Raw genomic sequence first — 21,116 nt, forward strand, 5'->3', positions numbered from 1 at the left:
AAGATTTTATCCTGAGGGTAAAATTAGATATTTTACAACATTAATCGATGATTTAGGAAGTAATTATAACAATACTAGACCAGGTTTGGTACTTGATTTACATTTTACATATTTGCTTAATAAAAATTTTGCCATTCGCAGTGTAAATAACATCATTAATTATGATGATACAGTTAACGATGGAACAGAGCAGAATTTTGAATTCAATCAAAGACTAGGCTTGATAATTAAAAAAAAAAATCTTGCATTAATACCATATGCAAAAATTACCCACCACGATAAAAATGTATCCACACAAAATGACAATTCTCATTTAGGATTCATATTTCAAGCCAAATTTCATAAAGATTTATTTTTTGAATATGATCATAGAGAAGAAACTAGCAATGGTTCAAAAATTGTTGCAACTGGATATATATATGGCGATAAAGTAACAGACGTTAGGCTTATAAAAAAAAATCTTTTTTTCTTAGGTGCCTTTCCTATTCATCTTAAAATTGGTCAAGTTGATGGAAGTAATTTTAGACGCAGTCGTGTTATTAAGACAACTTTAGATATAAACAAAAAAACAGACCTTGCTATCAAATATGTTGATAATAGTGGTAAAGGTTTTTTTAAAAATAATGTGGCACAAAATAGAAATTATCTTGTAGCTGAGTTTGGATATAAATTTTAGCTTTCAATAGGCTTGTTTGAATTTAAAATGACAAAAACATTGATAATAGTAGTTTGCATAATAATAGTAATTGCTTTAATAATCTTTCCACTATTTGTTTCTTACAAAGCTCAAAAGAATAGAAAAAATAAATAATGTTTGGTCAATTTTTAAATATAATTGTTAGATCTATTAAATTAGATAAAACTCTTTACAAAGATAATAGGAACTTTGGTGAAGCTGCAATATATTTTGCAGGCCTTATCATGATATTAGATGGCTTAGCCGGAGCTGTTGCTGCAAACACTGTTATTAAAACTGCTGTTGCAATGTCTGGCTTAACTGCCATTCTTACTTGGTTTGTATGGGGACTATTTATTTATGTGATCGGTGTAAAATTATTTCCAGACAAAGAAACTAAAGTTCCATTTAAAAAAGTTTTAACTGCGGTAGGGTTTGCTCATGCACCAGGGCTTTTAAGATTTTTTGCTGTAACACCAGATTTAATGATCCCAATAATATTTTTAACTCAGTTTTGGATATTTGCAGGATTAATCATTTCAACAAAACAAGTTTTAAATCTAAAGTCTAATTTTAAATCATTTGGAATAGTCTTTTTAGCTTTTTTAATAATTGCTTTTCTTTCAATATCGTTTGTAATGAGCAAAATGAATGCTTTACCTATTAATAATATTAGTTAAATCGGAAATATAGTTTTTGAAAGTTTACAAGAATTACAGGTTTTAAATCCTGTTAAAATTAAATTTTGAGAAACACTCGGGTCTTCTTTTTTACACTCTTCACAAAAATTATCTAATTGAAGAACTTCTTCATCATTATTTGTTTGATCATCAAAGTCTTTAGTCATTATCAGTAAGACCAGCCCCCGCTCCACCTTGTTTTAGGCTTTCATTTTCTTCAACAAACGTTTCTTCTGAAAGCTTATATAATTCATTCCATTCTTTTTCTTCAAACGAGTCTCTGTTTTCTAAAACTTTTAAGTAAATATTTTCAGCAGTTTCGATGATTTCGTTTTTAGTGTAATTAGAATAAATATTGTTATTAAAGTTTAACAAAAATTCCCTATCATCTATTTTTAAGAATATTCTTTTACCAATCACCTCTGCCGCCCTACTTACAAATGGTAAGAAAAGTAATGGATATGAGACTTTTTTAAACGTTATCTCATTTAAAGTTTCTAAAGTTTTAATCTGATCTAAAAAATTTACTCCTGCAATTATTGGGCAATATTCATTTTTATTGGCCTCATTGTCTTGCTTTATGATACTGATATTATCTAATCTTAATTTTTTTTTTTTCTTAAAAAAACTATTTAAGTTTTTAATTCCAGGTAAGCTAAAAATCTCAAGTAGCCTTATATTTTTTCCAATCTCTTCTGCAATCCCCCATGAATATCCAGCAGCCCTACTCGATCTTTTAGAAACTGTGTCTATTTCACTTAATGATCTCATGTTGATTAATTATAAACCCAATGTTCATCATAGTTTTTTAATTGCTCTGGTAAGGGTGCTCCTTGAAACATACATATTCTTAACCATTTATCAGAACGTGGATCAAATTTTAATGCTCCAAAAAATGATAACTTTAATCTCAGCATATCAATAGGCATTATTTTTTGGCCAATGGTATTATCTTGTATTTCAGAATAAGGAAATTTCTCTACTATAAATGCCCTTCTAACAACGTGTCTTAATTCATTATTAGTTGATAAAAATTTAGCTATTGACCAGCTATTTTTAGTTACCAATAACAATTCATAAAGTTTTTTAATGTCTCTTGCAATTGCTAGAGGTTGCTCTAACTCAGCACCCACTTCATCAAATCTATTTGCTAGTCTTGGTTCTTCTTTATTTTTTGAAATAAACCAAAAATTTAAATTATTTTCATCTTTAGTAAAATCTATAGTTAAGATATCGGGGTATTTTTTTTCTAAGATCAGCTTTAAGTCTTCTACCGTTCGCTCAGTTGGAATATTAAAATATTTTTCTTCTTCAGAGCTCATTTCTTTAATTAACGGAGACGTTATATCGTCATAAGGTTCCATCATCATTGAGACGACATATTCAATACATTCTTCACAATATTCTTTTTCTAAATGGAGATATAATTCATTAAAAGCATAATCTTGCTCAAAATTAAAATCATTATCTAAGTAGACAATAAATTCATTAAGATCTTTTAATAAAGATTTAATTTTATTTATTTGATATTCGCTTTCAGTATTCCAAGAAGTGATATTTTTTATCGATTTTTTTAAACATTCTAAAAATAAGTTTTTATCTTTCTCTGATATTGTTTTTATCTCTCTTATCTTTTTTAAAGAAATCTCTCTTGCTGAAATCCAATTATTTAAAAGAGTTGGATGGTTAACAATAAATGGAGCCATTCCAAGGCCTGTAGAGTTTCCTATTCCTAAGCTTTTACAAATATTTATATCAAGACTTACAGCTTTTTTTGGGTTCTTGTTTTTTGCAACGTGATTAACCTGATCAAAGGTAAATTGCCTAACTAAATAAACCAACATCATTTCCAATCTAAAAGGCCCATATATTTCTTCTCTATCTTTAATTCTAAACCTATCTGCTAAACCAAATTTACCTGACCCGTAAACTGCAGTTGTTCTATATAAATAACCAACACTAGTTATTAAGTCATTATCAGGCTGTTTACCTTCACTTAAGCATTCAACTACATGATTGAAAACTCTAACTGATTTATTGGCTCTTGAAAGCGTTAACTCTTTATAGGAAAGCCTGCCAAACTCTTGTTTTGGTACTTCGTTTTTTAATCTTTCAATATCTTGTTTTTTTGGAACGCCATCAAAAAGCGTAAAGGCTGCATCCCATTTAGTAGCTATAACTCTATCTGATCTTTCATTTTCATCCAATTTATTTGCAAAACATATTAATGAATACACTCTATTTTTTTTTCTTAAATGAATAAACTGCTGTGCCATAACCATGTTCATTTAATTCAAATAAATCTCTTTTATAATCCCAATCTTTAAACTCTTTTAAAAAACTTCTTAAAAATGAAAGTTTAGATTGATGAAATGACCCTAGTCTTGATAATTTCATTACTACATTGGGGTCTCTTAATGAGATATTCATTGGTTCATTTCTTTATAAAAATTGTACCAGTTGTTTCCAAGAATTCCATTAACTTCACTTTCTGAAAAGCCAACTTTTTTAAATCCTGCTTCTAAGTTTTCAAACCCTCTTGCATCTAAAAACCAATCAGGTTGTTTTGGAAAGCCAGGTTTATTTTTTGATCCTTCTCCATAATTTTTGCTTTTAGTCCAAGTACCATTTCTCATCCACTCAACAATAGTATCTGGTTGGTTTAGACAAAGATCTGAACCAATTCCTATTTTTTCAACCCCCATAATCTCAGCAGTCTTAGCTGTCATTTCACAAAAACTTTCTAAAGAACAATCTGTTCCAGCTTTTAAGTGATGGGGATATAAAGAGAGACCCAGCATTCCTTTGTGTTTGGATAAAATTTTTAGTAGTTCGTTTGATTTGTTTCTCTTAGCTGGATGCCAAAATGAAGGGTTAGCATGAGTTATTGCAATTGGTTTTTCACTTATCTCAATTGCATCAATTGTACTTTTTTCTGCTGAATGAGACATGTCTATTACAAGACCTAGTCTATTCATTTCTTTAATCACCTCTCTACCAAAATTAGTAACTCCACTATCAATTGCTTCATAACATCCTGTCGCTAGTAAGGACTGATTGTTATAGGTAAGCTGCATAAACCTGCATCCTAAATCGTAAATTTTTTCAACTAATCCAATATCGTCTTCTATAGGTGAGCAATTTTGAAAACCAAAAAAAACTGCAGTTTTATTTTCAGATTTAGCTTTCTCAATATCTTTAAAACTTTTACCGTGAAAAATTAAATCAGAATTTTCTGAAAAGTAATTTTCCCAGTTTTTTAATACCGTTTTTAGCTCACCAAAATCTTCGTGGTAAACAATAGTTACGTGGATTGCATCCAGTCCTGCTTGTTTATTGATCTGAAAAATTTCTCTAGACCAGTTACAATATTGTAAATTATCAATTTTAAAATTCATTGTGATCTTATTTGTTTTAAAGAATATCAATAAGATTGATAAATTCTATTAATTTTATTGAAATTTTAGGCTTAATTTGAAATAACAATTTACGTTAGAATAAAATTACAACAAATGGCTAAAAATAAATTAAAAAAAGTATCAATTATTATGGGTAGTCAATCTGACTACAAAACCATGGTATTTTGCCAAAAAATTCTTAAAAAATTAAACATAAAGTTTGAAACAAAAATTATATCAGCTCATAGAACTCCTAAGAGGATGTATGAATTTGCTATTAATGCTGAAAAGAATGGAATTGCAGTAATTATCGCTGGTGCAGGGGGATCTGCGCATTTACCAGGAATGATTTCAGCTCTTACATCTCTACCAGTACTAGGGGTTCCAATTGAAAGTAAAAAGCTAAAAGGTCTTGATAGTCTTTTATCTATTGCTCAAATGCCAAAGGGAATACCTGTCGGAACATTAGCAATTGGAGAAGATGGAGCAATTAACGCTGCTTTATTAGCCGCATCTATTATCGGTCTTAGTGATTTGATTGTCAAAAAAAAATTAAACCAATTTCGTTTAAGCCAAAGCAAATCTATTAAAAAAAAGCCAAAATAGTTTTAAAATATGTCTAAACCAATTCTTGGAATTATAGGTGGAGGTCAGTTAGGTAGTATGCTTGCTATTGCTGCAAACAAACTTGAAATTAAAACAGTTATTTTTTGTGACGATATTGATGCTCCAGCACAAAATTTTTCTAATGATTTTGTACACGGTGAATATAATGATAAAAATAAGATTAATGAGTTTTTGAATAAGGTTGATGTTGTAACTTATGAATTTGAAAACATTCCTTACGAAACATTAAATGAAATTAATAGGATAAAACCTGTTTTACCAAAACCTTCTGTAAATAGAATAATTCAACATAGATTAGCAGAAAAAGATTTTATCAATAATTTAAACATAAAAACTACCCAATATATATCTATTGAAAAAAAATCTGATATGGAATCAGTTCAAGATTTATTGCCAGGTATACTTAAAACCACAACACTAGGATATGATGGTAAGGGGCAACATCCCATTAATAGCTTAGAAAATTTAGATACAATTAATATTGATTATTCAAAAGGTTATATTTTAGAAAAATTAGTAAAATTAAAAAAAGAAATCTCAATAATTATTACTCGATTTAGTGATCACAAATATGAAATTTATGAGCCCATTGAAAATGTACATGAAGACCAAATTTTAAAAAATTCTAAAATCCCAGCAAAAATTAGTGATAAAATTTTAGAACAGTCAAAACTATGGGCAACACAAATTTCAGAAGAATTAAAATATATTGGAACTTTATGTGTTGAATTTTTCATTGATAGAAATGATAATCTTTATGTAAATGAAATAGCACCAAGAGTTCATAACTCAGGGCACTTAACAATTAATGCATATAATGTAAGTCAATTTGAAAATCATGTAAGAGCAGTTTGTAAGCTAGAACAGATACCTCTTAAAAAAATATCCAATGCAATGATGGCAAATATAATTGGTGACCAAATTAATAATTATAGAAATAAAAAACATAATGAAAATGAATTTTTCTTTGATTATCTTAAGAAAGAAATTAAACAAAAAAGAAAAATGGGACACCTAACAACCCTTCTTAAGTAGATGTTACTAAAATGTTAAAATCAATCGAAGGAAATTTTGATAACCCAGAAGTTCATGAGCTGCTTATAAAGCATTTCATTGAATTAAGATCTGTATCACCTGAAGGAAGCGCTCACGTTCTTGATATAGCCGGATTAAAAGATCCATCTATTAAATTTTGGAGTTTATGGGAGGAAAATGTCTTAATGGGAAGTGGAGCATTAAAATTCTTAGATAAAGAACATGGTGAATTCAAATCTATAAGAGTTAGTGATAACTTTAGAAGCAAAGGAAATGGTACAAAAGTCATAAATCACTTAATTAATGAGGCAAAAAAACTCAATATTAAAAGATTAAGTTTAGAAACGGGTGCTGGTGAATTCTTTTTGACTGCTAGAAAATTATTTAGTAAGTGTGGTTTTAAGTCCTGTGAGCCATTCTCACACTACAAAAATGATATCAATTCTATTTATATGACCATGTTAATAAGCAACAAGTAAGTCTTTAATTATTTAATCTTTTAAATTTAGTTGACAAAACCTCAATAAATCTAAACAAAGCGTGAATTACTTAATTATAAGTAATAAAAGTAACATAATAAAAAGTAAGAAGATAAATATGAGTCTACAAGGAAAAGTAAAATGGTTCAATCCAACTAAAGGTTTTGGTTTTATTGAAAGAGAAGATAAAGAAAAAGATGTATTCGTTCACGTTTCAGCTGTTAGAGATGCTGGTATGAACGGTTTAGATGAAGGTCAAGCTTTGACTTTTGAAGTTGAAGATGGTCCAAAAGGTCCTTCAGCGGTAAATTTAAAAACTGCATAATATTCACACTTTCTATTGGCTGCGATTTTTTAATTAAATTAATTTTTTAATTATTTAGGTAAATATTTCAGCCAATACCAATCAGTTTTTTTTAAGAAATTCACTCACTATCGTATTAAATTCATCTGGCTTCTCTAAATGAACGTTATGAGAGCATCCTTTAATTATTTTTAAATTACTATTAGAAATATTATCATTCAGAGTTTCAACTTGATTAAAATTATAAGCCTTATCTTGATCTCCCCAAACTATTAATGTTTCATTTTTAATATTTTGTAAATTTTTAACTCCATCCCAATTTTTCATAGCAACAAGTGCATTGTCTGTTGCCTTTAAAGATGTTTGTTTTCCAGCTTCTTCACAAAGATAAAAATATTTAGATTTATCTTCTTCAATGAACCATGTTTTTGCAATTTTATAAGCTGTACTTTCCAGTCCGTTAGTTTTTAGTTTTTCTCTAGAAACATCTATAGTTTCAAATCTTCCAGGTATATTTCCCCTGGGTCCTGTACCATAACAGATTAACTTTAAGATTTTTTTACCTGCTAACTTAACCATTTCTTGCACAATCATACCTCCCATGGAGTGGCCTAATAAATAAAAATGTTCTATTTTTTTTTTTTTCTAAAGTTATCAATATAGATTTAGCCATACATTCAATTGAATTACATGGGTTGACTTTATTGCTTTTTCCAAAACCTGGAAGTGCTGGAGCAATAACTCTATAATTTTCTTTAAAGAAATCTATTTGTAGCTTCCACATTTCAGAAGAACCTAAAAAACCATGGACTAAAACTAAAGGAATCCCACTTCCCACATCTTCGGTAAATATATCTTGCATATTCATTAATTATTAATAATCATTGAATATAACAATTATGATTAAAAGAAAAATAACAAATCTAAAAGATATTGAGTTTACACCATTTGATAATTATGGAGCAGTTGTGCCTGGGATGAGCTGGCATAAAATTAGCTATAGCAGAGAAAACGACGGACAAGGAACTTATGTTTTAAAAATGGAACCAGGTGCAAAAAGTCTACCTCACGAACATAAAGGTTTTGAAGAATTTTTAATGTTAGATGGGGAATTAACAGATCCAGATGGAAAAATTTTTAAAAAGGGGGATTTTATATCTTTTGAACCAGGATCAAAACATTCATCACACACAATAAATGGTTGCTTGGTTTTAGTCTTTATGAGAGGTATTAATCAACCATTGTAAGAGCAAAAAACAAATTTTTAACAATATTTAAAAGTATTAATAATTATGATTGGTATATTAGGAGGAATGGGAACACAGGCTGGGCTTGATTTTTGCAACAAGCTTGCAATGCTTAATAGAGGTAAGATTGATCAAGAATACCCTCTTTTCATGCTTTACAATAAATCTAATATACCCGGAAGACCAGAGTCAATCGGAGTTCATACTAAAAGATTTTCAGATCTTCCAAGAAATTTAAAAAACAATACAAAGTATAATCAGGTTTTAAAAAGCTTACTCGAAGGTTGTAGATCACTAGAGAAAAGTGGCTGTAAGTTTATTGTCATACCCTGTAACACTGCTCATTATTGGTATGAAGATTTAAAAAAGAAAATAAGAATTCCAATAGTAAATATGCCTAAAGAAGTTTTTTTATATACTAAAAAAATTTATAAAAAGAATTCAAAAATTGGGCTTCTTGCAACAGAGGGCACTTTAAAAACAAAAATTTATGAAAAATTATTTAAGAATGAATATAAATTGATTACACCTCTTCAAGATATGCAAATTAAATCTGTTAATAAAACTATCAAACATGTAAAAATGGGTAATATAAAATTAGCTGAAAAATCTATTAAACCAGCAATTAATTATTTAATTAAAAATAATTGCAAAAAAATTATATTAGGTTGTACGGAATTACCTATAGCAATTTTTGCATTTAAATCATTGAAGAATGTTAAGATGTCAAAACTATATTTGGACCCTAATTTAATATTAGCCAATTCATCTATGGCAAAATATAGAAAATAATTAATGCTTTCTAAGATAAAAAAACCTTATGTTATTTATTTAGCTGAAGTTATTTATAAAGATATAACTGATATTAAAAAAAATAATTTAGATATTTCTAATATAGATGCCATTGAGGGGTTTATAGGTACAAAAAAATATGAAGAAATAAGCAGTGGTAAGTTTCATGATGATTGGTTTGAGTATTTAAAAGATAATAAATTTATTGATAAAGATAGTGGAGAAAAAATACCAGATGAAACCATTAAACTTTTAAATGTACAAAAAGATGCTACAGTAAAACAATTAATAAAGTACCCTGACTTGTATTACGCTAAAAGCTCCTTTCCGCTTGAAATTTCTCAGCGTGCTTTTGATTTTTTATGGAGAATGTGTGAAAGTTATGAACTGTGGTGTAAAGAAACTGGGCAGTCAGAACAGCTTTTATTGAATATTACTGATTAGCTAATTGAATAATTTTACTTGTCTTTTCTATTCTGCTTTTTACTAAAGCAAAAAACTCTTCCTGTTTTTCTTTTTCCTCAATTTTTTTTTTATTGTCTACAAGACTTTGAACATTTTCTGTGGGAGACTTGCCGGTAATTTTTTCAACTGCATGATTAGAGCCATATGAAAGACTAGCCTGATAGATATTACCAGTGCTGGCTAATGTGTAAACGGGTCCTAATAAAGCAGTAGTTTGCACACAACCGTTAAAAAAAAGTAGCAAGAATAATCCAGCAATTGTATTATTTGAAATCATTATACTTATGATTAATTCTAAGTATTTATAAGTACAACTCAAGAGGGAAAGTTCTCATTATGGATATTAATCTCTAATATTGTTTCCAAATATCACCTATAAACTCAGTATGGTTAAAATTTTTCCATTCATCTTTATCATTTTATGGTCATCAGCTTTTGTAACAACAAAGCCGATAATAGATAATAGTGATCCCTTTGCTGCATTAGCATTTAGATTTTTTGTTGTAGCTATTGGTTTCTTTATTTTTTCAATTTATACAAAGCAAAAAATTTTAACTAATACTACAAACTTTTTACAGTCATTTTTTAGTGGAATACTTTTTCATGGTGTTTATTTGGGTGGTGTTTTCTATTCTGTTTCAATTGGAATGCCTACAGGTATTGCAGCATTGATTGTTACCTTGCAACCAATCTTAACTAATGCTTTGGCAGGAAAATTCTTAGGTGAAAAAGTTACTTTCAAACAATGGGTTGGGGTAATCCTTGGATTTATAGGTGCTGCTTTAGTTTTAGGTTTTGATATTGGGTCGAGCCTTCCTGTTTTTGGAGTAATAGCATCTTTTGTTGCTCTACTAGCTATTACAACATCAACTTTATGGCAAAAAAAAATAAGTAATGATTTACCTTTGTCTGTAAGTAATATGTATCAAGCAATAGGTGGTTGTTCTTTACACATAATAATTATTTTAATTTTTAGTAAACCTTATATTAATTTTTCGCCCACATTTTTAATAGCAATGAGTCATCAGATATTTCTTGTATCTTTTGGAGCATTCACAATCTTAATGTATTTAATTAAAAATAACTCAGCAAGCAAAACAGTTTCTATATTTTTTTTGATACCACCAACTACAGCAATAATGGCATGGTTATTTTTAAATGAAAAATTAAATAATTTAGATCTAATTGGTTTTGCAGTAGCGACTCTTGGTGTTTATATTGCAACTAGAAAGCAATAAAGTTTAAATCCCTTTATAGCCAAATTCTAAACAAGCATCCGTAATAGAGTGATAAAAAGATTCTCCAAAACTTCGTAATGAGAATATTCTAACTTTGTCTGGATTATCATCTAACATATCAATTGTAACAGACATTCCGTTATAAATTGAATTTAGACAGGTGTCTTTTTTCAATTCATTAAAATTAAAGGGACATCCTTTTTTCAATATCTCTTTTGTATTTTTTCCTTCTACTTGAATTATCGTTCTGCTATGAGATATATTTGTTATAGCAAAATCTGTATCAACTAATTTTTCATTAATTTCTTTTAAAATTTCTTTTTTTGAAGAAACTAAAAGCCAGTTATTTGTGCCATTCCATAAAATTCTTGTATTAGCATTACAGTTTATATTTAGGGCTTCATTTTTTAAGCTCAGATTATCTATTTTAATATTTTCAATAGCTATTAAGGAGCTATTATATTTAACAATTTGAATAATTAGAAAATCACTTAATTCACTTACTTTTAATAACTCATCATCATTTTTCCCTTCATGATCACCAAATACTCCTTTGCTATGAATATTCTTTAATGCAGAAATTGAACTCATGATCTCACCCTTTCACCCTTTGGGTCTACATAGTGTGATGAAACTATCTCTACAGGTATTGTTTTATTTTTTAAGGGTGACATTGCGAATAATTTTTGACCAATCATATTTTTCCCGTCCTTAAGAATTGCTAATGAAAAGGGATTATCATTTTCAACACTCCAACAAGATGCAGAAATATATCCTAATTTAGGATTTGGAATTGGAGCCATTGCATCTTTAACTAAATGAGATCCTTCAGGGATACTTGTTTTTTTATCAACTGGAATGACACCAACCACTTTTTGTCTATCTTCTGCAACAAAAGCTTCTCTATCTAAAGAACGTTTCCCTATAAAATCTTTCTTTTTACTAACAAGTCCTTCTAGAGAGTTATCATAAGGAATAGTTCTACCATCAAGTTCTGATCCTGCAATATGACCCATTTCAATTCTTAGAGTTGATAGTGCTTCAGTTCCGTAAGGCTGAATATTAAATTCTTGCCCAATTTCCATTATTTTTTCCCACATAAAATTTCCATTGTCTGACCCAACATTGACTTCATAAGCAAGCTCTCCTGAAAATGAAATTCTAAAAATTCGTGCATGAACTCCAAATAAATCAGCTTCTTTATATCCCATAAAAGGTAAGCCTTCATTAGAAGCATCGATATTTGGAAATAATTTTTGTAATAAATCTCTAGATTTTGGTCCTGCAATTGCTGCTCCAGCCCATTGCTCTGTAGTTGATACTACATTTACATTAAGCTCTGGCCATACAAGCTGCAAATAATACTCTATATGAGACAAAACATTTGCTGCTTGTGCTGTTGTTGTTGTCATGTGGTAATGGTTTTCAGAAATTCTTGTTGTTGTTCCATCATCCATGACAATTCCATCTTCTCTTAACATTACACCGTATCTTGCTTTACCAACGGGTAATTTTAACCAGGCATTAGTATAAACTCTATTTAATAATTCTGCTGCATCGGGTCCTTTAATATCAATTTTGCCCAAAGTAGTTACATCACAAACTCCAACATTTGTTCTAACGTTTTTAGCTTCTCTTTTTGAACCTTCAAATAAAGTTTCTTCTCCAATTTTATAATATCTTGGTCTCAACCAGACACCTGCATCCACAAACACTGCATTATTTTTTTCATGCCAAGAGTGCATTGGTGATTTTCTTGTTGGTTTAGAATGTTTGCCAATTTCTCTTCCAACAATCGCACCAATAGTAACTGGTGTGTATGGAGGTCTAAAAGTTGTGTGACCTACCTCTGGTACTATTTTATTTTCTATGTTTGAAACTAGTTGCAAGCCGTTGAGATTACTTGTTTTTCCTTGGTCTGTGGCCATTCCTAGTGTTGTGTATCTTTTTACATGTTCAATAGACCGATAACCTTCTTTTAGTGCAATTTCTACATCAGAAACAGCTACATCATTTTGAAAATCTAAAAATCTTTTATATGTTTTTCCTTTAGGTAAAGGCACACACCAAAATTTATCGTGTGTAGTCGATTTTTTTTCCATGACTGTTGGCGATGATGTTTTGTGATCATTATTAGTAATTTTTTTTGATAATTCGTATCCACTATTAAATGAACTTTTTAAAGTTTCATCTAATGTAAAAGTTCCATTTGCAGCGCCTAAAGTTGTTTCATTTTGTTTTGATAGTCCTGGTACAAATGCATCTATATCTTTATTAAAGGTAGTTTTATTTCCTGATTGAGAGGCTAAATGAATTGTTGGAGTCCAAAAGCCTGAAACACAAATGCAATCACATTTAATATTTTCTAAGGTTCCTAATTCATTTTTATCATCTGAAATTTTAGCAACTTCAGCAGATTTAACTTTTTTATAACCTTTAGCTGCAACAACTACATAAGAAAATTTAATTTGAATATCTAATTTTTTTGCTTCATCTATGATTTCCGACTTAGGTTCTTTTCTTGTATCTAAAATAATAGGATCAACACCATTTTTTTTAAATTCTATAGCCGTTTCATATCCACTGTCATTATTTGTAAATATTAAAGGTTTTTTACCAACTAAAACTCCATAGACTTTTAAATATTCTTTTGCTGCAGAAGACAACATCACTCCAGGTGTGTCATTGTTCCCAAATACTAAAGGTCTTTCAATTGAACCTGATGAGATTAAAACTTCTTTTGCTCTAATATACCAAAGTCTTTGTTTTGGATTATATTTTTTAGTTTTAGGTAAGTGATCACTTAATCTTTCTGACATCACTAACATATTGTGATCGTAGTAACCAAATACTTGAGATCTATTCTTTACTGTTACGTTAGACATTTCTTTAAGTTCAGAAATAATATTTTCTACCCATTCTTTTCCTGTTTGATTGCCAATATTAACTTCGCTAGTTAATAAAGTTCCACCAAATCTAGGTTTATCTTCCGCTAAAATTACTCTTGCTCCATTTTTAGCAGCAGCATATGCGCTTGCTAAACCAGAAGGCCCTGAACCTGCAATCAATAAATCACAATACTCATATTTATGTTCGTATCTTTCCTTGTCATGTTTGATTGATGCAACTCCGAGTCCTGCAGCTTTTCTTATAAATGGCTCATAAACTTTGTACCAAAAACTTTTTGGCCACATAAAAGTCTTGTAATAAAATCCTGCTGGAAGAAATATCTTTAAAAAATTGTTAATTGCTCCAATATCAAAATTTACACTTGGCCAACAATTAACACTTGTTGCTTCCAAACCTTCAAAGAGTTCTTGTTCTGTAGTTTTTACATTTGGTTCAGTTTCATTATTTCTACATAATTGAACAATTGCGTATGGTTCATCCACCCCTGCACCAAAAAAGCCTCTAGGTCTATGATATTTAAAGCTTCTTCCTATTAAATGAACTCCATTAGCAAGTAATGCTGATGCTAAAGTATCACCCTCATAACCAAAATAAGTTACTCCATTAAATTTAAATGAGATTTTTTTATCTCTATTTATTAATCCAATATTATCTAATCTATAATTTTGTGTCATATTAAATATCTTCGTTAGCTTTAACTGTTTTAAATATTTCGTGAGTTGCAGTGTCTCTTTCTACTTTAATCCACTGTCTGCATCCTGATATATGCTGCCATAGTTCTTTGTGTTTTCCTCTTAAACTTTTTCTATTGTAGACAAAGTTATCCCAATCTTGATCTGAAACTTCCTTATTAAGCTCTGGCCTTTTAACGGTTGCATCACCACCATATGAGAATTCATTTTGAGATCTCATCCCACAGTGAGGGCATTTAATATGAAGCATTTATGAGATCCATGTTTTGGTTCCAAGTCCTTTTTCATCTAGTAAGTGACCGGTATTAAATCTACTCAAACTATATCCAGCATTTAATTTATGAACTCTATCTTGAGCAATTGTATGCGCAAATGTCCATCCTGATGCGGGTGTTGCTTTAAATCCGCCATAACACCATCCACAGTTTAAATATAATCCTTCAATATGAGTTTTATCTATTATAGGCGAACCATCCATAGACATATCCATTATCCCACCCCAAGTTCTAAGCATTTTTAATTTACTAAGGAAAGGCATCATGGCAATTCCCTCTGTTAAAACATGTTGAAGGGTTGGAAGGTTTCCTCTTTGTGCATAGCTATTATAGCCATCCAAATCTCCACCCATTACCATTTCACCTTTATCCGACTGACTAATATAAAAGTGTCCTGCACCAAAAGTTACAACTCTATCTAAAACAGGCTTTACGGGTTCTGAAACACAAGCTTGTAAAAGATGTGTCTCAACTGGTATCGTCATATTTAATTTTTCTGCTAAAATATTTGTACTACCTGCAACACATAGTCCAATTTTTTTTACTTTAATATCCCCACGAGAAGTTCTAACTCCTTGAATTTTTCCACCGACAACATCAAAACCTGTGACTTCACAATTTTGAATTATATCTACACCCATTGAATCTGCTTGACGCGCATAACCCCATGCAACAGCATCGTGTCTTGCCGTTCCAGCACTTGGTTGCATTAATCCACCAAATATAGGAAATCTTACATTGTCTGAAAAGTCTGCCATTGGAATAATTTCTTTTACTTCTTCTCTATTTAAAAGAACTGCATCAATACCATTTAGGCGCATTGAATTTCCTCTTCTTGCAAAAACATTCATTTGGGCATCTGAGTGTGCAAGATTAATTATTCCTCTTGGAGAAAACATTACATTGTAATTTAAATCCTGGCTCATCTTTCTCCATAGATCCATTCCAAACTCACTGAACAAAGCATTGTCGTCATGCATATAATTTGATCTAATAATCGTGGTATTTCTTCCCATATTTCCACCACCAAGCCATCCTTTTTCAATGATAGCAACATTGGTAATGTTATGTTCTTTTGCAAGGTAATATGCGGTAGCTAGCCCATGGCCTCCACCACCAATAATAACAACATCATATTCCTTTTTTGGAGTAGCATCTTTCCAGGCTAAATCCCACTTTTGATGACCGGAGAAAGCATTTTTTATAAGGTTAAATATAGAATATTTTTGCATCAGTTAATTTTATCTAAAAGAATATAAATAGTTATTATTATTTTTATATATAATTTTTATAAGTTTCAAAAATTCATAAAAGAAGATACTAATTCTTCAAAGAAATTTTAATTTATAGGAGTTTTAGATGAACGAAGTTAAATCAGACATTCAGATAGCTAGAGAAGCTAAAATGCAACCTATAAATGATATTTTAGCCAAGATAAATGTACCAGATGAAAGCTCAGCTTTTAGTCCAATGGGCAGACACATTGCAAAGATTAATTTAGAATATTTAGATACTTTAAAAGATAAACCAAATGGAAAACTTATATTAGTTACAGCGATCACTCCCACTCCTGCTGGTGAGGGAAAAACCACAACTTCAGTTGGTTTAAATGATGGTCTAAATAAAATTGGAAAAAAATCTATAGTTTGTTTAAGAGAACCAAGCCTTGGTCCCTCTTTTGGAATGAAAGGTGGAGCAGCTGGTGGTGGTTATGCTCAAGTAGTTCCAATGGAACAAATTAATTTACATTTTACTGGAGATTTTCACGCAATAACATCAGCTCATAATTTGTTATCAGCATTAATTGATAACCATATCTACTGGGGAAATAAATTAGATATCGATGTTAGAAGAATTGTTTGGAAAAGAGTAATGGATATGAATGATCGTTCATTAAGATCTATAAATATAAATTTAGGTGGAGTTGCAAATGGTTTTCCAAGAGAAGATGGTTTTGATATAACTGTTGCATCTGAAATCATGGCAATCTTTTGCTTATCAAATGATTTAGAAGATTTAGAAAAAAGAATTGGAAATATTACAATTGCATATACTAGAGATAAAAAACCTGTTTATGCTAAAGATTTAAAAGCACAAGGTCCGATGACTGTATTATTAAAGGATGCAATTAGACCTAATGTTACTCAAACTTTAGAAAACAATCCTGCAATTATTCATGGTGGTCCTTTTGCTAATATTGCACATGGTTGTAATTCTGTAATTGCTACAAAGACTGGACTAAAACTTGCTGACTATGTTGTTACAGAAGCAGGATTTGGTGCAGACCTTGGTGCGGAAAAATTTCTTGATATTAAATGCAGAAAGTCAGATTTAAAACCTAGCTGTGTTGTAATTGTTGCAACTATTAGGGCTTTAAAAATGCATGGTGGTGTAGCAAAAGATGACCTTAAAACAGAAAATGTGGAAGCCCTAAAAAAAGGTTTAGTTAATCTTCAAAGACACGTGGAAAATGTTAAAAAATTTGATTTACCAGTTGCAGTAGCCGTTAATCATTTTGTTAAAGATACAGATAATGAAGTAAAAGCTTTGATAGAATTTTGTGACACTATTGGTGTTAAAGCAAGTCTCTGTACTCATTGGGCAAATGGTGGTGAAGGTACAAAAGAACTTGCAAGTCATGTTGCTGAATTATGTGAGAAAAATGAAGATAAATTCAAATTCTTATATGAGAGTAAAACTCCTCTATTTAAAAAAATAGAAACAATTGCAAAAGAAATTTATAGAGCAGATGAGGTTATTGCTGATACTAAAATTAGAGACCAATTAAAAAGCTTTGAAGAAGCTGGTTACGGTGATTTTCCAATTTGTATTGCAAAAACTCAATACAGCTTTTCAACAGACCCAAGCTTAAAAGGTGCACCAACAGGACATTCTTTACCAATTAGGGAGATTAAACTTTCTTCTGGAGCAGAGTTTATTGTTGTTATATGTGGGGCTGTTATGACAATGCCTGGACTACCAAGGGTTCCAGCGGCAGATTCAATTAAGCTAAATAAAGATGGTGAAATTGAAGGTCTATTTTAGAAACTAGTTACGTAGATAATTAAGCCAGTTTCTAACTTCACATGTTCTATTATTAAAATCTAATAGTTCGTTTTGAGATTTTATGTATGAGATATGGCTTTCATACTCTTCTTCATTTAAAAAATTCTTATTTACAAATAATCGTTCTTTACGACCTTCGATAAGTTTAAGCATCTGAAAATATTCATAATCTGGATGATATTGTAAGCCAATAATTTCTGAGTTTCCTGCATTAAAGCTAACACCCATTACATTGTTAACTTCATCACTTGATAAAAGAATAGCATTTTTTGGTAATTCACTTACTTCATCAAAATTAAATGCTGGTGTGGTAAAAATTTTTTTTTTGTTTTTATATATAAAATGCTTCTCACCTTCATTATTAATAATTACGTCTGATGCAATTCCAATATGAGCACCATTTTTTCCAGGATTTACTTTACCCCCAGCTGCTGTTGAACAGACTTGTAATCCCCAACAAATTGCTAAAATCTTATTTTTATGATTAAAGCAATTAGAGGCAAAATTAATATGTTTCTTAATCACATCTGTCATATCATTTATTCTCATTGCACCACCGGTAAACATGATGCCATTATATTTATTCATATTTTTCAGAGCATTCATTGTCTCATCATCATGACCAGGATTTATAATTTCTGTAATTGCAGATGGTTCTATCTTTAAAATTAAGTTTTTTAAGTTATCTGCTGCAGAAGCTCCAGCAGCTTTAATAAAAAACTCACTATCTTCTCTAATATTTCCTTCAACAATTAAAATATTCAAATTACTCATTTAAATAATTCTCCACTCATGCTATGCTGATACATTGTTCTCATATCATTTTCGGTTAATTTTTTTGGATTTCCTCCAGTAGATGGATCTGCTAATGCCATCTTTGACAATCTATTAATATCAAAATCCTTTTCATCAATCACTTCTGATAATTTGTGAGGTATATCTAGTTTTTTTCTTAAATCTAAAACCCAGCTAACAAAGCCATCAAAAGATCTATCTTTAAGTTCTAAATAATCACAAATCTTTATTATTTTTTTTTCAATTACATCTTTATTAAAGGTTAATACATAAGGCATGAATATTGCATTGGATAAGCCATGATGAATATTATTTAAAGCATTTACTGGGTGGCTTAATGAGTGAATTGCCCCCAAGCCTTTTTGAAATGCTGTTGATCCCATGCTTGCTGCTGTTAACATGTTTTGTCGAGCTTCAATATTTGATCCGTTGTTAACTGCTTCAAGTAACCATTCATTAATTAATCTCATACCCTCTAAAGCAATTCCATCAGCCATTGGGTGATATCCTGGTGCACAATATGCTTCCAAATTGTGAGCTAGCGCATCCATACCAGTTGCAGCTGTAATCTTTGCAGGCAAACTAAGTGTTAATACCGGATCCAAAATAACTATTGAAGGTAAAAATTTAGGATGAAAAATTATATTTTTTACACCAGTTTCTTCATTTAAAATTACAGATGCTCGTCCTGTTTCTGATCCTGTTCCAGCAGTTGTTGGTACAGCAATAATTGGTGCAATTTTGTCAGAGTTTGCTTTAGTCCAATTATCATCAACATCTTCAAAATCCCAAATAGGTAGGGTTTGACCTGACATAAATGCAATTGCTTTACCAACATCTAGGCCGCTACCCCCTCCAAAAGCTATTACTCCATCACAATTATTTTTATTATAATAATCAGCACCCTCAGTTACATTGGTGCCAGTTGGATTACTCACAACATCTGAATATAATTCCGCTGAAATACCATCTTCTTTTAAATTCTCTAGCACATTGATTACAATTTTTGATTTAGCAAGACCACTATCAGTTACTAACAATGGTTTATTAATGTTTAAAGTTTTACAAGCAATACTTAGATCTTTAATTCTATCTTTTCCAACCCACATAGTTGTTGGATAATTCCAATTTGACTTCATTTAAGGATCTCTTTTTAATTTTTATTTTTTTTAATTTCTTCTTCACAAAATTTTTTAGCTTCTTCAAGATCTGTAATTTTTGATTTGGATAATTTTTGACTTCCAGCTAGGCAGGCATCGACAGCTCTTTTTAAATTATAATCGCTAAAATTTAAAATAACCACCATTCCAAGGACTATAAAAACAAATATTAATATATTTTTTACCATTGAATTTCTAATTTCTTATTTTCACATATAGTGTGTAGCATACTAAACATTAATGGAAAATGTTTAGAATTAAGATCTTGTAAAATTTTAGGTCCAATTTCTAATGCAAGTTGCGCACCCTCTACTGTAATATTTTTCATAAATTTTTCTTTAGCTTCTTTATATAAATATCCTTCACCTAAATATTTTCCCATCAAACTATTTCTTCCCCCTATTGCACTTACATATAAATCTCCTAAACCAGCTAAGCCATAAACAGTTTCTGCTCTTCCTCCATAGAAAGAAACAAATTCAACCATTTCAGAAATTGATCTATGAATTAATGAGGCTGATGTATTTAAATAATATTTAGATTGAATTTCCTTAGGTGCTTTTGAATTGCTTAATCCTTCAGAAGCTCCAATTAACATTGAATAAATATTTTTAATTGCACCTGATAACTCGATACCAGTTAAATCATCTGACACTTCTGTCGAATAATAATTTGTTGATATAATTTTTTTTAATTTTTCAGTTTCTTTAATATCTGGGTTTGCAATAACAGTGCCAGTTCTCATTTTATATGCAAGACCAGCTGCTAAACAAGGTCCTTTGATTGCTGAAATATTTACTTCTTCATGACCTTTTTCCTTGAGAAGTTTTTTAATTTTATCTGAAAGTGTTATCAATTCATTGCCCTCTATGGCTAAACCTTTTGTTAATAAAATAATGGGAGTATTTTTCTTATATTTTTTTGATATTTGATTAACAAACCATTCAATTCCTACAGAGCTAACTCCAGCAACAATTATATCTACCTCACCTTCTAGTATTGATTGTAATTTTTCAAATTTTTCTACCTTCAATTTTGATGGTAATTCAATATTTAAAGCTGGATGGAAATTATTATTTAATTGAATATTATTTATTAAATCATCTTCTAAATGCGTACCAACAAGTGTTACCTCATTTTTATTTTCTAAACATGGCACAGCGAATGCTGACCCCATTGCTCCAGCACCAATAATAATAATTTTTTTCATAATACTGTATTTTTTTATATTAATTTTTAGCATTTTGTTGGTAAAGTACAGTTATAAATTTATTAGG

27 protein-coding genes are annotated in these 21,116 nt (G+C 30.1%); 11 read left to right on the plus strand and 16 right to left on the minus strand.

Translation table 11 applies throughout. The features are described from left to right. Nucleotides 1-112: 112 nt before the first annotated feature. Nucleotides 113-676 carry a hypothetical protein gene (locus tag ABXT52_RS04525; protein WP_415271397.1) on the plus strand — a complete coding sequence of 188 codons (564 nt, stop codon included), beginning with the start codon at nucleotides 113-115 and terminating at the stop codon, nucleotides 674-676. Between the two features lie 134 nt (nucleotides 677-810). Continuing rightward, on the plus strand, nucleotides 811-1,356 hold the full coding sequence (locus ABXT52_RS04530) for a hypothetical protein (RefSeq protein ID WP_415271398.1): 546 nt from the start codon (nucleotides 811-813) through the stop codon (nucleotides 1,354-1,356). On the opposite strand, the gene ABXT52_RS04535 is transcribed toward ABXT52_RS04530, so the two are convergent. The 5 genes from ABXT52_RS04535 to ABXT52_RS04555 are packed head-to-tail and all read right to left on the minus strand — an operon-like array spanning nucleotide 1,353 to nucleotide 4,754. Then, nucleotides 1,353-1,523 (minus strand): hypothetical protein, encoded by a 171-nt coding sequence (locus ABXT52_RS04535; protein WP_168607359.1) that lies wholly within the window; start codon nucleotides 1,521-1,523, stop codon nucleotides 1,353-1,355. The two genes, ABXT52_RS04530 and ABXT52_RS04535, sit on opposite strands and share 4 nt — an antisense overlap. Then, entirely contained in the window at nucleotides 1,516-2,127 is a 612-nt protein-coding gene (locus ABXT52_RS04540; protein ID WP_415271399.1) for a DUF3726 domain-containing protein, read from the minus strand. Before ABXT52_RS04540 ends, ABXT52_RS04535 begins: the two co-directional genes overlap by 8 nt. Nucleotides 2,128-2,132: 5 nt before the next feature. Further along, entirely contained in the window at nucleotides 2,133-3,593 is a 1,461-nt protein-coding gene (locus ABXT52_RS04545; RefSeq protein ID WP_415271400.1) for a hypothetical protein, read from the minus strand. Nucleotide 3,594: 1 nt separating this feature from the next. Beyond that, nucleotides 3,595-3,786: a hypothetical protein gene (locus ABXT52_RS04550; protein WP_415271401.1), complete on the minus strand. Its 192-nt coding sequence runs from the start codon at nucleotides 3,784-3,786 to the stop codon at nucleotides 3,595-3,597. Further along, entirely contained in the window at nucleotides 3,783-4,754 is a 972-nt protein-coding gene (locus ABXT52_RS04555) for a membrane dipeptidase (RefSeq protein WP_415271402.1), read from the minus strand. The genes ABXT52_RS04550 and ABXT52_RS04555 overlap by 4 nt, the downstream gene beginning before the upstream one ends. Nucleotides 4,755-4,868: 114 nt before the next feature. On the opposite strand from ABXT52_RS04555, the gene purE reads away from it, so the two are divergent. The 4 genes from purE (at nucleotide 4,869) to ABXT52_RS04575 (ending at nucleotide 7,220) form a co-directional block, all read left to right on the plus strand. After that, a complete protein-coding gene (purE, locus tag ABXT52_RS04560) occupies nucleotides 4,869-5,360 on the plus strand; it encodes a 5-(carboxyamino)imidazole ribonucleotide mutase (RefSeq protein WP_415271403.1) in 492 nt (163 codons plus the stop codon). 9 nt (nucleotides 5,361-5,369) lie between these two features. Then, nucleotides 5,370-6,416: a 5-(carboxyamino)imidazole ribonucleotide synthase gene (locus ABXT52_RS04565; RefSeq protein ID WP_415271404.1), complete on the plus strand. Its 1,047-nt coding sequence runs from the start codon at nucleotides 5,370-5,372 to the stop codon at nucleotides 6,414-6,416. An 11-nt stretch (nucleotides 6,417-6,427) separates the two neighbouring features. Further along, complete coding sequence (locus tag ABXT52_RS04570) at nucleotides 6,428-6,895, plus strand: GNAT family N-acetyltransferase (RefSeq protein ID WP_415271405.1); 468 nt, start codon at nucleotides 6,428-6,430, stop codon at nucleotides 6,893-6,895. A gap of 118 nt (nucleotides 6,896-7,013) precedes the next feature. Beyond that, the gene (locus ABXT52_RS04575) at nucleotides 7,014-7,220 is read left to right on the plus strand and encodes a cold-shock protein (RefSeq protein WP_006998008.1); all 207 of its coding nucleotides are present in this window, start codon (nucleotides 7,014-7,016) and stop codon (nucleotides 7,218-7,220) included. A gap of 81 nt (nucleotides 7,221-7,301) precedes the next feature. Here ABXT52_RS04575 and ABXT52_RS04580 read toward each other — a convergent pair whose 3' ends face one another. Both ABXT52_RS04580 and ABXT52_RS04585 read right to left on the minus strand, forming a co-directional pair. Continuing rightward, a complete protein-coding gene (locus ABXT52_RS04580) occupies nucleotides 7,302-7,793 on the minus strand; it encodes an alpha/beta fold hydrolase (protein WP_415271406.1) in 492 nt (163 codons plus the stop codon). Then, nucleotides 7,771-8,067 (minus strand): alpha/beta fold hydrolase, encoded by a 297-nt coding sequence (locus ABXT52_RS04585; protein WP_415271407.1) that lies wholly within the window; start codon nucleotides 8,065-8,067, stop codon nucleotides 7,771-7,773. Before ABXT52_RS04585 ends, ABXT52_RS04580 begins: the two co-directional genes overlap by 23 nt. A gap of 31 nt (nucleotides 8,068-8,098) precedes the next feature. Between ABXT52_RS04585 and ABXT52_RS04590 the strand changes: the two genes are divergently transcribed. Genes ABXT52_RS04590 through ABXT52_RS04600 form a run of 3 tightly spaced genes read left to right on the plus strand, consistent with a single transcriptional unit; the run spans nucleotide 8,099 to nucleotide 9,682 of the window. Continuing rightward, entirely contained in the window at nucleotides 8,099-8,446 is a 348-nt protein-coding gene (locus ABXT52_RS04590) for a cupin domain-containing protein (protein ID WP_415271408.1), read from the plus strand. Between the two features lie 45 nt (nucleotides 8,447-8,491). Next, nucleotides 8,492-9,238, plus strand: coding sequence for an aspartate/glutamate racemase family protein (locus ABXT52_RS04595; RefSeq protein WP_415271409.1), 747 nt, complete (start codon nucleotides 8,492-8,494; stop codon nucleotides 9,236-9,238). 3 nt (nucleotides 9,239-9,241) lie between these two features. After that, the gene (locus ABXT52_RS04600; protein WP_415271410.1) at nucleotides 9,242-9,682 is read left to right on the plus strand and encodes a hypothetical protein; all 441 of its coding nucleotides are present in this window, start codon (nucleotides 9,242-9,244) and stop codon (nucleotides 9,680-9,682) included. On the opposite strand, the gene ABXT52_RS04605 is transcribed toward ABXT52_RS04600, so the two are convergent. Beyond that, a complete protein-coding gene (locus ABXT52_RS04605) occupies nucleotides 9,672-9,980 on the minus strand; it encodes a hypothetical protein (protein ID WP_415271411.1) in 309 nt (102 codons plus the stop codon). The genes ABXT52_RS04600 and ABXT52_RS04605 overlap by 11 nt on opposite strands. 109 nt (nucleotides 9,981-10,089) lie before the next feature. Here ABXT52_RS04605 and ABXT52_RS04610 point away from each other — a divergent pair, with 109 nt between their 5' ends. Continuing rightward, nucleotides 10,090-10,941: a DMT family transporter gene (locus tag ABXT52_RS04610; RefSeq protein WP_415271412.1), complete on the plus strand. Its 852-nt coding sequence runs from the start codon at nucleotides 10,090-10,092 to the stop codon at nucleotides 10,939-10,941. A 3-nt stretch (nucleotides 10,942-10,944) separates the two neighbouring features. Here the strand turns inward: ABXT52_RS04610 and ABXT52_RS04615 are convergent, their stop codons facing one another. The 4 genes from ABXT52_RS04615 to ABXT52_RS04630 are packed head-to-tail and all read right to left on the minus strand — an operon-like array spanning nucleotide 10,945 to nucleotide 16,050. Next, the gene (locus ABXT52_RS04615; protein WP_415271413.1) at nucleotides 10,945-11,532 is read right to left on the minus strand and encodes a sarcosine oxidase subunit gamma family protein; all 588 of its coding nucleotides are present in this window, start codon (nucleotides 11,530-11,532) and stop codon (nucleotides 10,945-10,947) included. Further along, the gene (locus ABXT52_RS04620; RefSeq protein WP_415271414.1) at nucleotides 11,529-14,525 is read right to left on the minus strand and encodes a sarcosine oxidase subunit alpha family protein; all 2,997 of its coding nucleotides are present in this window, start codon (nucleotides 14,523-14,525) and stop codon (nucleotides 11,529-11,531) included. The genes ABXT52_RS04615 and ABXT52_RS04620 overlap by 4 nt, the downstream gene beginning before the upstream one ends. Nucleotide 14,526: 1 nt before the next feature. Continuing rightward, the gene (locus ABXT52_RS04625; protein WP_271499032.1) at nucleotides 14,527-14,793 is read right to left on the minus strand and encodes a sarcosine oxidase subunit delta; all 267 of its coding nucleotides are present in this window, start codon (nucleotides 14,791-14,793) and stop codon (nucleotides 14,527-14,529) included. Beyond that, nucleotides 14,794-16,050 (minus strand): sarcosine oxidase subunit beta family protein, encoded by a 1,257-nt coding sequence (locus tag ABXT52_RS04630; RefSeq protein ID WP_415271415.1) that lies wholly within the window; start codon nucleotides 16,048-16,050, stop codon nucleotides 14,794-14,796. Between the two features lie 127 nt (nucleotides 16,051-16,177). Here ABXT52_RS04630 and ABXT52_RS04635 point away from each other — a divergent pair, with 127 nt between their 5' ends. Continuing rightward, the gene (locus ABXT52_RS04635) at nucleotides 16,178-17,863 is read left to right on the plus strand and encodes a formate--tetrahydrofolate ligase (protein WP_415271416.1); all 1,686 of its coding nucleotides are present in this window, start codon (nucleotides 16,178-16,180) and stop codon (nucleotides 17,861-17,863) included. Between the two features lie 3 nt (nucleotides 17,864-17,866). On the opposite strand, the gene ABXT52_RS04640 is transcribed toward ABXT52_RS04635, so the two are convergent. The 4 genes from ABXT52_RS04640 to ABXT52_RS04655 are packed head-to-tail and all read right to left on the minus strand — an operon-like array spanning nucleotide 17,867 to nucleotide 21,049. Next, nucleotides 17,867-18,658, minus strand: coding sequence for a glutamine amidotransferase-related protein (locus ABXT52_RS04640; protein ID WP_415271417.1), 792 nt, complete (start codon nucleotides 18,656-18,658; stop codon nucleotides 17,867-17,869). Next, complete coding sequence (locus ABXT52_RS04645; RefSeq protein WP_415271418.1) at nucleotides 18,655-19,818, minus strand: iron-containing alcohol dehydrogenase; 1,164 nt, start codon at nucleotides 19,816-19,818, stop codon at nucleotides 18,655-18,657. Before ABXT52_RS04645 ends, ABXT52_RS04640 begins: the two co-directional genes overlap by 4 nt. A 14-nt stretch (nucleotides 19,819-19,832) precedes the next feature. Then, the gene (locus ABXT52_RS04650; RefSeq protein WP_415271419.1) at nucleotides 19,833-20,027 is read right to left on the minus strand and encodes a hypothetical protein; all 195 of its coding nucleotides are present in this window, start codon (nucleotides 20,025-20,027) and stop codon (nucleotides 19,833-19,835) included. After that, nucleotides 20,021-21,049, minus strand: coding sequence for a 2-dehydropantoate 2-reductase N-terminal domain-containing protein (locus ABXT52_RS04655; protein ID WP_415271420.1), 1,029 nt, complete (start codon nucleotides 21,047-21,049; stop codon nucleotides 20,021-20,023). Before ABXT52_RS04655 ends, ABXT52_RS04650 begins: the two co-directional genes overlap by 7 nt. Between the last annotated feature and the right edge of the window lie 67 nt (nucleotides 21,050-21,116).

Source organism: Candidatus Pelagibacter sp. Uisw_121 (genome assembly GCF_047722545.1).
Taxonomy (GTDB): domain Bacteria; phylum Pseudomonadota; class Alphaproteobacteria; order Pelagibacterales; family Pelagibacteraceae; genus Pelagibacter.

Coding starts and splice junctions, on each gene's coding strand:
- ABXT52_RS04540 (WP_415271399.1), bottom strand. CDS start 2,127: ATGAGATCATTAAGTGAAATAGACACAGTTTCTAAAAGATCGAGTAGG.
- ABXT52_RS04535 (WP_168607359.1), bottom strand. CDS start 1,523: ATGACTAAAGACTTTGATGATCAAACAAATAATGATGAAGAAGTTCTT.
- ABXT52_RS04585 (WP_415271407.1), bottom strand. CDS start 8,067: ATGAATATGCAAGATATATTTACCGAAGATGTGGGAAGTGGGATTCCT.
- ABXT52_RS04575 (WP_006998008.1), top strand. CDS start 7,014: ATGAGTCTACAAGGAAAAGTAAAATGGTTCAATCCAACTAAAGGTTTT.
- ABXT52_RS04605 (WP_415271411.1), bottom strand. CDS start 9,980: ATGATTTCAAATAATACAATTGCTGGATTATTCTTGCTACTTTTTTTT.
- ABXT52_RS04610 (WP_415271412.1), top strand. CDS start 10,090: ATGGTTAAAATTTTTCCATTCATCTTTATCATTTTATGGTCATCAGCT.
- ABXT52_RS04530 (WP_415271398.1), top strand. CDS start 811: ATGTTTGGTCAATTTTTAAATATAATTGTTAGATCTATTAAATTAGAT.
- ABXT52_RS04565 (WP_415271404.1), top strand. CDS start 5,370: ATGTCTAAACCAATTCTTGGAATTATAGGTGGAGGTCAGTTAGGTAGT.
- ABXT52_RS04640 (WP_415271417.1), bottom strand. CDS start 18,658: ATGAGTAATTTGAATATTTTAATTGTTGAAGGAAATATTAGAGAAGAT.
- ABXT52_RS04650 (WP_415271419.1), bottom strand. CDS start 20,027: ATGGTAAAAAATATATTAATATTTGTTTTTATAGTCCTTGGAATGGTG.
- ABXT52_RS04635 (WP_415271416.1), top strand. CDS start 16,178: ATGAACGAAGTTAAATCAGACATTCAGATAGCTAGAGAAGCTAAAATG.
- ABXT52_RS04595 (WP_415271409.1), top strand. CDS start 8,492: ATGATTGGTATATTAGGAGGAATGGGAACACAGGCTGGGCTTGATTTT.
- ABXT52_RS04570 (WP_415271405.1), top strand. CDS start 6,428: ATGTTAAAATCAATCGAAGGAAATTTTGATAACCCAGAAGTTCATGAG.
- ABXT52_RS04625 (WP_271499032.1), bottom strand. CDS start 14,793: ATGCTTCATATTAAATGCCCTCACTGTGGGATGAGATCTCAAAATGAA.
- ABXT52_RS04615 (WP_415271413.1), bottom strand. CDS start 11,532: ATGAGTTCAATTTCTGCATTAAAGAATATTCATAGCAAAGGAGTATTT.
- ABXT52_RS04550 (WP_415271401.1), bottom strand. CDS start 3,786: ATGAATATCTCATTAAGAGACCCCAATGTAGTAATGAAATTATCAAGA.
- ABXT52_RS04600 (WP_415271410.1), top strand. CDS start 9,242: ATGCTTTCTAAGATAAAAAAACCTTATGTTATTTATTTAGCTGAAGTT.
- ABXT52_RS04645 (WP_415271418.1), bottom strand. CDS start 19,818: ATGAAGTCAAATTGGAATTATCCAACAACTATGTGGGTTGGAAAAGAT.
- ABXT52_RS04630 (WP_415271415.1), bottom strand. CDS start 16,050: ATGCAAAAATATTCTATATTTAACCTTATAAAAAATGCTTTCTCCGGT.
- ABXT52_RS04555 (WP_415271402.1), bottom strand. CDS start 4,754: ATGAATTTTAAAATTGATAATTTACAATATTGTAACTGGTCTAGAGAA.
- ABXT52_RS04655 (WP_415271420.1), bottom strand. CDS start 21,049: ATGAAAAAAATTATTATTATTGGTGCTGGAGCAATGGGGTCAGCATTC.
- ABXT52_RS04590 (WP_415271408.1), top strand. CDS start 8,099: ATGATTAAAAGAAAAATAACAAATCTAAAAGATATTGAGTTTACACCA.
- ABXT52_RS04620 (WP_415271414.1), bottom strand. CDS start 14,525: ATGACACAAAATTATAGATTAGATAATATTGGATTAATAAATAGAGAT.
- ABXT52_RS04580 (WP_415271406.1), bottom strand. CDS start 7,793: ATGATTGTGCAAGAAATGGTTAAGTTAGCAGGTAAAAAAATCTTAAAG.
- purE (WP_415271403.1), top strand. CDS start 4,869: ATGGCTAAAAATAAATTAAAAAAAGTATCAATTATTATGGGTAGTCAA.